We start from the raw sequence: 12,735 nt of genomic DNA, 5'->3' as shown, positions 1-12,735 counted from the left end.
GGACCATCAAAAAAGGACGCCCTACTTTTCGATTGTATTTGCTCTCTTTTGGCCGTCCGGGTGTGGAAGCAGGAGAAAAACTTGAAAGAAACGCCAAGAGGTGCGGTCCCGGGGACCGCACCTCTTTTTTCAGTTCAAAACCTTACGGTAGGCCGCTTCTGCGGCGGCGTTGAAGCAGACGAAGATGACCTCTGGACCGCCGGGATGTTCTGCCAAAAAGCCGCGCACCGTGGAGACAGCGATGGCGGCGGCCTCCTCCGGGGGATAGTGGTACACCCCAGTGCTGATGGCGGGGAAGGCCACGGTTTCACAGCCCAGCTCCAGAGCCAGCGCCAGGGAGTTCCGGTAGCAATCCGCCAGCAGCCCAGCCTCCCCGTGACTGCCGCCGTGCCAGATGGGTCCCACGGTGTGGATCACGTACTTGGCGGGCAGGCGGTAGCCTTTGGTGGCCTTGGCCTGCCCAGTAGGACAGCCGTGGAGGGCGCGGCACTCAGCCAGCAGCTCCGGCCCCGCCGCCCGGTGGATGGCCCCGTCCACTCCGCCGCCTCCCAGCAAGGAGTTGTTTGCGGCATTTACGATGGCGTCCACCTTCATTTTGGTGATGTCTCCGGTATAGAGACTGAGCTTCATGGTCCTCTCCCCTTCTTTTGATGTTCTGTCCTTACTTGGACAGCTGGATGTAGTCCCCGGACACGTAGCCCAGGGCGGCCTGTCCGGCCTTGTTCCGGTACAGCACATGGCACCAGCCGTCCTCCGCGCTTAGGACCACCACCTGGGTCCCGTTGGCCAGACCGCCGATGACCGCGTGCCCGGTCCCGGGGCCGGATCGGACGTTCAGGCCCTTCTCCGCGTTCACCACGGTTCCGGTGAGGTCAGCGGACTGGCAGGTCACGGTACAGGCGGCGGTCAGACCGTTCCACAGTGCCGTGACCGTGACTGTTCTGTCCTCAGCCCCGGTGGAGAGGTTAGTGACCACCCCTTTCTCCGTCACCACAGCCGCCTCCGTGTCTCCGCTGGTCCAGGTGATCTCCGCGCCCTCCCAGGCGGGCTCCAAAGCAGCGGCAAGTGCCAGACTCTCCCCGGACTTCAACGTGGCCTCCGTCCGGTCCAGAGTCAGGGTAAAACCGCTGGGGTCGGGCAGGGCGGGCTGCTCCGGCTGTGTGGGTTCCGCCGGCGTCTCGGGTTCCGCGGGGATCTCAGGTTCCGCCGGGTCTGTGGGCAGATCGGTGATGGGGGTATAGGTGATGATCCGGTACAGCAGGGCCGCCATTTCCGCCCGGGTCAGATTGCCCTTGGGAGAGATGCCGTTTCCTGTGCCGCCCACGATCCCCTGGGCCACCAGGGTGGCGGTATGTCCCTTGGCGTAATCGGCGATCTGGTACCGGTCGGCAAAGCGGTCCAGCACGCTCAAACTGCCGTCCGGGCACACCTTGCCCAGGTAGGGCATGGCCTGGCGCAGAATGGTGAAGGCCTGCTCCCGGCTGATATTGCTCATGGGGGCGTAGGCGCCGTTCCCGACCCCCGAAGCCAGGCCGGCGTTCTGAGCCCAGGACAGGGCCTGGTAATAATAATCCGTGGGGGACACATCGTTAAAGTCACAGTTCTTGGTGACGGCAGGTTTTCCTACGGCGTTATACAGCATGAGCATGAAGTCGCCCCGGGTGATCTGGTAGTCCCGGCCGAATTCGGTGGCGGAAATGCCCCCCACGATGCCGTGCTGGTAGCAGTACTCCACCGCCTCGTAGGACCAGTGGTCCTCCGTCACGTCGTTGTGGACATTGGTGGTGGACACCTGGATGGTCTGGGTCACGCCTCCGGCGGCGGCGGTGATAGTCCCGCTCCCCCCTGTTGTCGAGGCGGTGAACAGGCCGTTTTCATCCACCGAGCCCACGCCGTTGGTAACGGTCCAGGTGACATTCTTCCCATCCCGGAGGGCGGTCCGGTTCCAATAGCTGCCGGTGACGGCCAGCTGGACGCTCTCGCCGGGTTTGACGGTGAGGGCAGTCAGAACGGCGGAGCTACCCGCCTTGGAGACGGTGAGGGACGTCAGCTGGTCCACCACATGGACCTGGGCCGTGCCCTCCACCCCCAGCTTCCGGGACCGCAGGCGGAGGGTATCGGTGCCCGCCCGGCTCCCGGCCCGGTAGACGCCATCTTCCACGTCCCCCAGGCCCTCCCGGGAGGTAATGGTCAGATCGGTCACTTCCCGGTCCAAAATGTTCAGCCCACTGTCCAGCACCACGGTCCCGGGCAGGGTGAGGTCGGAGCCGGCCAGCACGACGAGGCCGTCCTCTTCCATGGCCAGGCGGTCCGCCCTCCCGTCTCCCGCCTCATCGGTGACCAGGAGCAGGTAAGTGGCACAGCTGCGGGGCTTGCCGTCGGAGGGGATGCTGCGGACGCTGGGGCCGGACTGGCCGGGGAGCCACACGGAAATGGCGGTGGAGCCGCCGCCGTCCAGATTGACGGCCCAGACGCAGCCCCGGTCCCGCATCTCCTCGGCCAGGTCCATCTGGCTCAGGCCCATGGAGTAGCCCGACTGGCGGCCGTCCACAGCGTAGACCACCAGGGTTCCGTCCTTTTTGACCCCCAGTGCGGTGCGGGGAGCCCGTCCATCCTTGGCGTAGGTCCAGGTGGAGCTGTCGGTGATCTGGCCGTCCCGGACCATGATGTCCCCGATCCCGCCGGCCCACTGGGCCTCAGAAAGAGTCTCATCCTGACAGATTGTGGTCAAGGTGACCAGGTCCCCGACCTGAAAAGATTGATACACTTCCCGGTAACCGGAGTTGTCATCCGCGGTGAGAATATATTCGTCCTGTCCGATGGACACGGCCTCGTCGCTGTCCAGCAGCTCGGTGACCTCCAGCGTCATGGTGCTGTTCACCGTCAGTGGGGCCGCTTCCTCCCCCTCCCCGGTCACCGCCTTCATTCGCACATACCAGCCGGGGGTGGCGGTGCGGGTGGACACGGTGGAGAAGTCCTGGTTCAGCAGGTACATCCCGCCGCTGGCGCTGCGCCATTTATTCAGATGATGAGGGGCCACCTGTCTCCCGTCCCGCTGGTTGGTCAGGGTCAGCTCCACCTGGGGCGTCTCCGTAAAGGAGACACGCCCGCCGGTGATGGTCATGGCAGCCTCGTTCTCCGGGCTGGATTTGTACACACCGTCCTCGATGACGATGCCGATGGGCACGCCGGAGGTGGTGGAAAAAAAGTCGGTGTTGACGGCGCCCAGCACATGGTAGCCCAGCTCCTGGGCGTAACTCACCGCCCTGTTGATGGTGGCAGCGCCGTAGACGGTGCCGGAGGCCTGGAGCAGGATGGGGTAGGCCCCGCTCCCCTCCTCCAGTTCCATGGAGAAGCTCTCCACCCGGCTGGAGTTGTTGACGGTGACGGTGTTCTGGTAGGTCAGCCCCTCCACCAGCTCGGTGGTGGTCTGGAGCTTCGGCTCTCCCGCGGCGGCATAGACCGCAGGGACAGCCAGCAGGACGGCCAGGGCCAGAGCCGTGGCCCTGCGCAGGATCTGAGGTACAGCGGTATGTTTCATGGGTACTCCTTTTGCAATATGTAAACCTGAGGAACGCCCTACATTATATCAGGTCCTCCCTGGGGTTGCAATGGCAAAAAGGGAGAATGCCGGGAAAAGCCCCTGGAAATAACCGGACCGCCCGGTCAACTGTGAATAAGCTGTGAACGGTGCGGGGAGAGGTTGAAAAAAGGTTGATCTTGGTGTACAATGAGATGCTTATGATGGCTTTTTATCCCATCACGCCACACGTTATTGCAAGGAGGAACCGCCGTGGAAGAACGGCAGAACAACGCGACCAAAACCATCAGCATGGTGATGGTCGTCACTCTGATCGGTAAAGTATTGGGCCTTTACCGGGACCGGCTGCTGGCCGTCCATTACAGCGTGGGCATGGAGGCCAACGCCTTTTTTACCGCCAGCCGGATCCCCCGCGTCTTTTTTGACGCGGTCTTCGCCTCGGCCATTGCCGCCTGCTTCATCCCCGTCTTCAGCGAGTATCTGGAGAAGGAGGGAAAAAAAGAGGCGTTCCGCTTCGCGGGTAATTTCATCACCGTCATGGCCCTGCTGACGGCAGCCCTCACCCTGCTGGGCATGGCCTTCCCCCAGGCGCTGGTGGCCGTTTTCGCCGACTACGCCGACCCCCAGACCACCGCCCTGGCTTCATCCCTGACCCGTGTTATGTTCCCTACGGTCCTGTTCTCTGGCATCGCCTTCTCCCTGGTGGGCGTGCTCCAGGCCCAGGACCATTTCACCGCCCCCGCCCTCATGTCCACGGTGTCCAATCTGGTCATCATCCTCTATTTTCTCCTGCTGGACGCCAAGCTGGGCATCTACGGCCTGGCCCTGGCCTACCTGCTGGGCTGGCTGCTTCAGGGAGTCATTCAGGTCCCGCCCCTGGGGCGGCTGTGCTACCGCTTCCGGCCCGACCCCAACTTCCGGTCCGAGGGCATGAAAAAGGTCTTTGCCCTCATGGGCCCGGTGATGGTGTCCACCTGGGTGCAGCCCATCAATCTGGCCATCAACTCCCGGTTCGGCTCCCGGCTGTACGAGGGGGCCGGGGTGTCCGCTCTGGAGTACTCCAACAACCTCTACACCGTGATCGCGGGCACCTTTATTCTCTCCATCACCAACGTGATCTTTCCCCGGCTGTCCCGGCTCACCGCCGGCGGACAGCAGAACGCTTTCCGGGACACCATCCGACAGACCATCCACAGCAGCCTGTTCTTTGTCCTGCCCATGTCGGCGGGTCTGATGGCGGTGGCCCGGCCCCTGATCTCCTTTATATACGGCGGGCAGGAGTTCGGTGATTTCGCCACCGGCATCACCTCCACCGCCCTGGTGTGGCTGTCCCTAGGGATGACGGGCTACGCCCTGCAAAACATCCTCAGTCGGGCCTACTTCGCCCAGCAGAATGGGCGGGTGCCCCTGGTGGCCGGGGCCGTGTCCATCGTGGTCAACATCGTCCTGTGCGCGGCGCTCACCGGCCCCTTCGGGGTTGCCGGACTGGCCTTCTCCTCGGCGGTGTCCTCCACGGTGTACGCTCTCCTCCTCCTGCTCCCCATGGAGCGGAAGGGCCTGGGAGTCCTGGACCGGGACATGGTGCTGGACCTGGTGAAAATGACGGCAGCGGCCGCTGCCACCGGCGTCTGCGCCTGGCTGGCCCTGAAGGGCCTGTCCCCCCTTCTCCCCGGCGGCAAGCTGGGGGAGCTGGTCAGCCTGGGGCTGTGCGCCCTGGCTGGGGTGGCGGTCTACTTCCTGCTGGCCCTGGTCTTCGGGCTTCAGGAGGCCAAATTGTCTGTCAACTTACTCAAACAACTGCGGAAGCGAGGCTGAGCTATGGAACAAGTAAAAAATATATTGGACGGCAGCCTTCTGTGGCGCTGGCTGAACGCCCTGTGCCTCTGGTTTGGCCGCCAGTGGAACAGCAGCGGCGTGATCCAGTGGTTCCTCCACCCCGCCGGGTGGGGCAGAGCCGCCTCGGAGAGCAGCGTCTTTTTCAAGCTGTGGTCCCTGGTACGCCGGGCCCTGTGCCGGCTGTATGAGCTGCTCCGGCTGGATAAGCTTTTCGCCGGCAGCGTCTTCACCCAGACCTGGGTGTGGTGCGCCATTCCGGTGGTTCTGGCGCCGGCCCTGTGCAAATTCCGTCCCTCCCTGGTGGTACTGGGGCTGGCCCTCATCGGGTACGCCTCCCTCCTGCTCAACCTAGTCCGGGATCGGAACCGGGAACTGGCCTGGGCCCCCATCAACCGCTATATCATCCTCTACGCCGCCGTCTATCTGGCGGGCACCCTGTTCTCCGTCAACCTGCGGGGGAGCCTCCAGCCCGGACTGCTCTCCGTGGGCTTCATCCTCTTCGCCGTGGTGCTCTACAACGCCGTCACCGGGCAAAAGCAGCTGGACACCCTGGTGGCCCTCATGGTGCTGGCGGCCGCCCTGGTGTCCTTCTACGGCATCCTCCAGTACCTCTTTGGCTGGGGCTACCAGTCGGCGGCCTGGGTGGACAGCGACATGTTCTCCTCCATCAGCTTCCGGGTGCCCTCCACCCTGGACAACCCCAACATGCTGGGACAGTACCTGATTCTGGCCATCCCCCTGGGCGGGGCCAAGCTGCTGTCCTCCAAGACCTGGGGGCAGCGGATCTTCTACTTTGGCTGCTGCGGTGTCATGTGCGTGTGCATGATCCTCACCTTCTCCCGGGGGGCGTGGCTGGGCCTGCTCTTCGCCGGAGCGGTATTCATGGTGCTGCTCAACCCCAGGCTCATCCTGCTGGCCCCCTTCGCACTGATCGCTTTGTACTTTGTTCTCCCCGACACTGTCATCTCCCGGTTCACCAGCATCGGCAACCTGGGGGACAACTCTACCTCCTACCGGGTCTATATCTGGATGGGCGTGCTGGCCATGCTGAAGGACTACTGGCTGTGCGGCATCGGCCCTGGGGACGCGGCCTTCAACATGGTCTACCCCGCCTACAGCTACAACGCCATCGAGGCCCCCCACTCCCACAACCTGTTTCTGCAGATCGTCTGCGACGCAGGCATCGCCGCCCTGGCCGTGTTCCTGCTGCTCCTGTTCGTCTATTTCCGCATGCTGTGCTCCGCCCTGTCCAAGGAGAAGTCCTGGACCAGCCGCCTGCTCCAGATCGCCTTCACCGCCGGGGTGTGCGGCTTCCTGGTCCAGGCCATGACGGACTACTCCTTCTATAATTACCGGGTCATGTTCCTGTTCTGGGCCTATCTGGCCCTGGGGGCCGCTTCCGCCCGGCGCAGCTCCCTGCCCGAAGGGAGGCTGCTGGTATGATCCGCGTGCTCAACGTCATCAGCGACACCAACATCGGCGGCGCGGGCCGGGTCATTTTGAACTACCTGCGCTACGCCGACCGGGACGCCTTCGAGACCCTGGTGGCCGTGCCCCGGGGCTCCCTGCTCAAGCCCTCTCTGGAGGAGGCGGGGGCCCAGGTCTGTGAGGTGGACGGCATGGCCGACCGCTCCTACGCCAAGGAGGATGTGAAGGCCCTGGAGGACCTGATCCGCCGGGTGAAGCCCGACCTGGTCCACACCCACGGTGCCCTCTCCGGCCGGGTGGCCGCCAAGCGGTGCCATGTGCCGGTGGTGTACAGCCGCCACTCCGCCTTTCCCGTCCCCGCCAAGCTGAAATATCCCCCGGGCCGGTGGGTCAACAAGCTGCTCAACGAGCACTACGCCGACCACATCATCGCCGTCAGCCCCGCCACCCGGGACAACCTCACCGAAGCGGGCATCTCCCCCAAAAAGATCACCGTGGTGATGAACGGGGTGGCCCCGGTGCCCCGGACCTCCCCGGAGGGGCAGGCCGCCCTCCGCGGAGAGCTGGACATCCCCGCCGGCGCCTGCGTTTTCGGCATCCTGGCCCGGCTGGAGGACTACAAAGGCCACCTCTACCTGGTCCACGCCGCCAAGCTACTGAAGGACCGGGGGTACTCCAACTTCCGCATTCTGATTGCCGGCACCGGCACCTTCGAGGAGGAGGTCCGGCGGGCCGTGGTGGAGATGGGGGTGGAGGATGTGGTCCAGATGCTGGGCTTCCGGTCTGACGTGGCCGCCCTGCTCAACATCCTGGACGTCCAGCTCAACGCCTCCTACGGTACCGAGGCCACCAGCATGGCCCTGCTGGAGGGGATGAGCCTGGGCCTTCCCTCCGTGGTCAGCGACTACGGCGGCAATCCCTGGGTGGTCAGCCACGGGGAAAACGGCCTGGTCTTCCCCAGCCGGAACAGCGAGGCTCTGGCCGAAGCCATGGCCGGCCTGATCGACCGGCCCGAAAAGCGCGCCGCCATGGGACAGAAGGCCCTGGAGCGGTTTGAGACACAGTTCACCGGCCAGGTCTTCGCCCGAAACACGGAGCAGATCTACCGGAACATCCTGAAAGGAGCAAAATAAATGGAACAGAACACACCGAAATTCCGCCTGCGCCTGAACCTGTTTGACGGCATCGTCCTGGTACTGGCCCTGGCGGTGGGCGCCTTCCTGCTGTGGAGCGCCATGAAGCCCGCCGCCCCCGCGGAGGGCGAGACCGTCAACACCGCCACCGTCCGGTACACCGTCCGCTTCCAGAAGTGGTTCGAGGGGACCAGCGCCCTGATCGAGCCGGGAGACAAGCTGGTGGACAACATCAAAAACTATGAGCTGGGCACCGTAGTCTCCGCCCAGGTCATCCCAGCCCAGTCCCTCCAGCTGGACCACCAGAGCCGCCAGTATGTGCTGGCCGAGATCCCCGGCTACGAGGATATTCTGGTCACCGTGGAATCCCCCTGCACCACCAGCGACGAGGCCATCACCGTGGGCGGCGGCTACGACCTGCGGGTAGGCGCCGTGGCCTATATCCGGGGCGAGGGCTATATGGCCAGCGGCCCCATCATCTCCATCGAACGGGAGGGTCTGAAATGAAGATCATCGACCGGAACGGCCGTCTTTTCGGCAAGGTCAGCGTTATCGACGTACTGGTGGTGGCCGTGGTCCTGGTACTGGCCGCCGCCCTCAACATGAAAAACAACCACCTGTCCCACACCAGCACCAGCGTGACCAACGTCCCCATCACCTACCAGATCCTGGTCAGCGGCACCCGGAACTACGTGGGCGACGCCATTCAGGAGGGCGACCTGCTGTATGAAAAGGACCGCAACAGCGGCGGCGCCCTGGGCACCATCGTGTCCGTCGAGGTGCTGCCCAGCTCCCGCATCGCGGAGTTCATCGACGGCACTGTAGACATGGTCCCCGCCGAGGACAGCTCCAACCTGCTCCTGACCGTCCAGGGGGAGGGCATCGTCAGCGACGGGCGGGTCCTTCTGAATCGGATCTACGACCTGGGGGTCAACTCCGCCCGGACCTTCTGCACCAAATACGTCCAATTTGTCGGCAGCATCTCCAATATCCAACTCCCCTAAACCACAGTAAGGAGCGGCTTTCATGAAGATCTTAATGGCCACCATGGGCCTGGACATCGGCGGAGCGGAGACCCACATTGTGGAGCTGTCCAAAGAGCTCCAGAAGCGGGGCCACCAGGTGGTGGTGGTGTCCAACGGGGGCGTCTATGTCCCCGAGATCACCGCCGCCGGAATCCGCCACTACAGCGCTCCCCTGCACCGGCGCTCCCTGTCCGACATGCGCCGGTCCATAGCCGTCCTGCGGGAGGTGATCGGGACAGAAAGGCCCGATGTGGTCCACGCCCACGCCCGCATTCCCGCGTTTCTCTGCGGCCGGCTCCAGCGGTCCATGGGCTTCCCCTTCGTCACCTCCTGCCACGGGGTGTACCAGGTCAGCGGCGTCCTGCGCCTGCTGTCCAACTGGGGCGACCGTACCCTGGCGGTGTCCGAGGACATCCGGGACTATCTGATCCACCAGTATCAGATCCCACCCCAGCACATCACCCTCACCATCAACGGCATCGACACCGATAAGTTCTCCCCGGAGGTCTCCGGCGAGACGGTACGCCGGGAGCTCGGGCTGGGGGACGCCCCCGTCATCGGCCACGTCAGCCGGCTGGACGCGGAGACCGCCCTGGCCGCCCGCCAGCTCATTGAGAACGCCCCCGCCCTGGACCGGGCCTTTCCCGGCATTCGCATCCTCATTGTGGGCGGCGGCGCCGTCTACGAGGAACTGTCTACCCGGGCCCGGGAGGTCAATCAGGCCATGGGCCGGGACTGTCTGGTCCTCACCGGCCCCCGCACCGACGTGAATCTGCTGGTGGCCGCCTGCGACCTGTTTGTGGGCGTGTCCCGGGCGGCCTTGGAGGCCATGTCCGCCTGCAAGCCCGTGGTCCTCTCCGGGGCCCAGGGCCACACCGGCCTGTTCACCCCGGGGCTGCTGGACAAGGCGGTGGACACCAACTTCTGCTGCCGCACCGACCCCACCGCCACCCAGGAGCAGCTGCTCTCCGACCTCACCGCCGCCCTCTCCCTCCCCCAAGACACCCGGAAGGAATTGGGTAACTATGGCCGAAGCGTGGTCCAGCAGCACTATTCCGTCCACCGCATGACCGACGACTGCCTGTCCGTCTACGACCAGGTGCGCCGCCGCCGCCACCGGGTGGTGATGAGCGGCTACTACGGCTTCTCCAATGCCGGAGACGACGCCATTCTGGAGTCCATCCAGCAGGCCATCCACGAGGCCAGCGACGACGTGGCCGTCACCGTTCTGTCCAACGACCCCGAACTGACCCATGCCCAGTACGGCATGGACGCCATCCCCCGGTTCCGGGTGTGGAAGGTGTTCTCCGCCCTGCGCCGCAGCGACGCGCTGCTGTCCGGCGGCGGCAGTCTGCTCCAGGACACCACCTCCACCCGCTCCCTGCTCTACTATCTGGCTGTCATCCGCTGCGCCCAGTGGCTGGGCAAACCGGTGATGCTCTATGCCAACGGCATCGGCCCCGTCCGCCGTCCCGCCAACCGCCGCAGGGTCAAAAAAGTGGTGGAGCGTGCCACTCTGGTCACCCTCCGGGACCACAGCTCCGCCCGGGAGCTGGCCGACATGGGGGTGGACCGCCCGGACCTTTACGTCACCGCCGACCCGGTGTTCCACCTCTCCCCCGCCCCCGAGGCCCGGGGCCGGGAACTGCTTCAGGCCGCCGGTCTTGCCCCCGGTATGCCCTTTGTGGCCGTCTCCGTCCGGGACTGGCCGGACACAGAGCACTTCTGCAGGGAACTGGCCCGGCTGTGCGACCACCTGCGCCGGACCCACGGCATGGAGGTGCTGTTCCTCCTGATGCAGCCCAGCCGGGACCGGACCGCCGCCCAGCAGGTCCGGCAGTTTATGAAGGAGCCCTCCTTCCTGCTGGACGAGCCCTGCACCCCCCGGGAACTGATGGCGGTCTTGGGTCAGGCCCGCCTGTGTCTGGCCATGCGGCTGCACACCCTCATTTTCGCCGCCCGGATGGCAGTGCCCTCCATGGGCCTGGTCTACGACCCCAAGGTGGACAGCTACCTACGGGAACTGGACCTGCCCGCCGCCGGATACGTGGATTCCTTTGACGGGGACGAGGCCATCCGCCGCGCCGATGCCATGATGGCCGAATACGGCGATGTGCTGGCCCGCCTGCGTCAGAAGTCCGCCCAGTTGACCCAGGATGCCCGGGAAAATGAGCGGCTGCTGCTGGAGATGCTGGAACAACATAAGAAATGACCTGTGCCCCGGACCGGAACGGCCCGGGGCATTTGCTTGTACTTCAACGCCTTGACACCCATTTCACGGTGGAGTACAATTTTAAAAAAGGAGGCACGTGCCATGTATGAGCTCTGGGAACAGGCCCAGTTGGGTCCCCTCACACTGAAAAACCGGACGGTGCGCTCAGCCACCAACGAACACCTGTCGGAGCCTGATGGCCGTCTGACCCGGGTGTGGGCGGACACCCTCATCGAGCTGGCGAAAAACCAGGTCGGTCTTGTCATCACCGGGCATTTCTCCGTAGACGGCAGCCAGCGCGCCGACGAGGGACAGCCCGTGATGGACAGCCGTGCCGACCCGGAACTCCTCCGCCTGGCCGCCTCCGGAGTCCACGCCCACGGCGGAAAGCTGGTGGCCCAACTCAGCCACAGCGGGCCCAAGGCCCCGCCCGCCGTTAACGGCCTCCCCGCCAAAAATCCCGCCGACTTTTCCCTGGAGGAATTGGACCGGCTGGTGGATCAGTTCGTCTTTGCCGCCCGGCTCTGCCAGCAGGCGGGCTGGGACGGGGTGCAGATCCACAACGCCCACGGCTACCTGCTATCCTCCTTCCTCAATCCCCGGACCAACCTGCGGACCGACGAATACGGCGACAGTCTGGAAAACCGGTTTCGCCTGACAAGCCGCATTTTAACCGCGGTGCGCCGGGCCTGCGGCAAGGACTTCGCCCTGTTAGTCAAGCTGGACGCCAATGGCTGCGGAGACCTCCACGGCCTTCTGAACCTGTTCCAGGAAGCGGATGTGGACGGCGCCGAAGTCAGCGGCGTGGACTTTTCCGCCCGCGCCGGGGTCAAAGAGCCCTTCTACCTCCGGGACCTGGAACAGGCCCGAGACGGTATCTCCATGCCTCTGATCCTGGTAGGGGGCATTTTCTCCCTTCAGACCGCCCAAAACGTGCTGGCGGCCGGCATCCCCTTCGTCTCCTTCAGCCGCGCCCTGATCTGCCAGCCCGACTTTATCGCCCGCATGGAGGCAGGCGTCCAGGAGGAGAGCGCCTGTCTGGCCTGCAACGGCTGCTACAAGGTCTACCGGCAGCGGCCTGTCCGCTGCGTCCAGCACACCGTCCCCATTCCCCAGTTGTCCAAAGTGTTCGGCTCCAGGGGCTGAGTCCCTTTGCGCCCATATTCCCCCGCTGAAAATTTTCGTCAAAAAATTTTGGAAAAGGGGTTGACTCCGGGCAAAAAGCTGGTATAATACATGTTGCTGTCGCGATGACCCCGACGGCCTCTGAGATGGAGTAGTATCGAAGTGGTCATAACGGGCACGACTGGAAATCGTGTGACGGTCAAAAGCCGTCCGAGGGTTCGAATCCCTCCTACTCCGCCACATCGCCGCAAGCGAGATATCGCTTGCGGCGAATTTTTTTATTTCACCGCGCACTCATTCTCTGCGGCTCCTTCCCAAACCGAACCCGCCGCGCTGGGCTTCGGTTTGGATCAGAAACGGAAATATTCGGTATAAAGCCTCTTGACAAAAGTGACCTGAAGCGGAACAGCTTCGGGTTTCTTCTTTTTTGCCCTT

At 64.2% G+C, this 12,735-nt stretch carries 9 protein-coding genes and 1 tRNA gene; 8 read left to right on the top strand and 2 right to left on the bottom strand.

Annotated elements, in window-relative coordinates; all coding sequences use genetic code 11:
- Nucleotides 1-129: 129 nt before the first annotated feature.
- Both I6E42_RS04615 and I6E42_RS04610 read right to left on the bottom strand, forming a co-directional pair.
- Nucleotides 130-630 (bottom strand): O-acetyl-ADP-ribose deacetylase, encoded by a 501-nt coding sequence (locus tag I6E42_RS04615; RefSeq protein WP_235370753.1) that lies wholly within the window; start codon nucleotides 628-630, stop codon nucleotides 130-132.
- Between the two features lie 31 nt (nucleotides 631-661).
- Complete coding sequence (locus I6E42_RS04610; RefSeq protein WP_235370752.1) at nucleotides 662-3,541, bottom strand: phosphodiester glycosidase family protein; 2,880 nt, start codon at nucleotides 3,539-3,541, stop codon at nucleotides 662-664.
- A gap of 252 nt (nucleotides 3,542-3,793) precedes the next feature.
- Between I6E42_RS04610 and murJ the strand changes: the two genes are divergently transcribed.
- From murJ to I6E42_RS04570, 8 genes are all read left to right on the top strand, one after another.
- The gene (gene murJ, locus I6E42_RS04605; RefSeq protein WP_235370751.1) at nucleotides 3,794-5,356 is read left to right on the top strand and encodes a murein biosynthesis integral membrane protein MurJ; all 1,563 of its coding nucleotides are present in this window, start codon (nucleotides 3,794-3,796) and stop codon (nucleotides 5,354-5,356) included.
- 3 nt (nucleotides 5,357-5,359) lie between these two features.
- The gene (locus I6E42_RS04600; RefSeq protein WP_235370750.1) at nucleotides 5,360-6,820 is read left to right on the top strand and encodes an O-antigen ligase family protein; all 1,461 of its coding nucleotides are present in this window, start codon (nucleotides 5,360-5,362) and stop codon (nucleotides 6,818-6,820) included.
- Nucleotides 6,817-7,938: a glycosyltransferase family 4 protein gene (locus I6E42_RS04595; protein ID WP_235370749.1), complete on the top strand. Its 1,122-nt coding sequence runs from the start codon at nucleotides 6,817-6,819 to the stop codon at nucleotides 7,936-7,938. The genes I6E42_RS04600 and I6E42_RS04595 overlap by 4 nt, the downstream gene beginning before the upstream one ends.
- The gene (locus tag I6E42_RS04590) at nucleotides 7,939-8,445 is read left to right on the top strand and encodes a DUF4330 domain-containing protein (RefSeq protein ID WP_235370748.1); all 507 of its coding nucleotides are present in this window, start codon (nucleotides 7,939-7,941) and stop codon (nucleotides 8,443-8,445) included.
- Entirely contained in the window at nucleotides 8,442-8,942 is a 501-nt protein-coding gene (locus I6E42_RS04585) for a DUF4330 domain-containing protein (protein WP_235370747.1), read from the top strand. Before I6E42_RS04590 ends, I6E42_RS04585 begins: the two co-directional genes overlap by 4 nt.
- Nucleotides 8,943-8,964: 22 nt before the next feature.
- Complete coding sequence (csaB, locus tag I6E42_RS04580) at nucleotides 8,965-11,175, top strand: polysaccharide pyruvyl transferase CsaB (RefSeq protein WP_235370746.1); 2,211 nt, start codon at nucleotides 8,965-8,967, stop codon at nucleotides 11,173-11,175.
- 102 nt (nucleotides 11,176-11,277) lie between these two features.
- Complete coding sequence (locus I6E42_RS04575; protein ID WP_235370745.1) at nucleotides 11,278-12,321, top strand: NADH:flavin oxidoreductase; 1,044 nt, start codon at nucleotides 11,278-11,280, stop codon at nucleotides 12,319-12,321.
- A 127-nt stretch (nucleotides 12,322-12,448) separates the two neighbouring features.
- Nucleotides 12,449-12,540 (top strand) — tRNA-Ser (locus I6E42_RS04570).
- The last annotated feature ends 195 nt before the right edge of the window (nucleotides 12,541-12,735 follow it).

The sequence above is a fragment of the Pseudoflavonifractor phocaeensis genome (assembly GCF_021531815.1).
Classification (GTDB): Bacteria; Bacillota; Clostridia; order Oscillospirales; family Oscillospiraceae; genus Lawsonibacter; species Lawsonibacter phocaeensis_A.
This window is presented reverse-complemented; position numbering and strand designations above follow the sequence as displayed.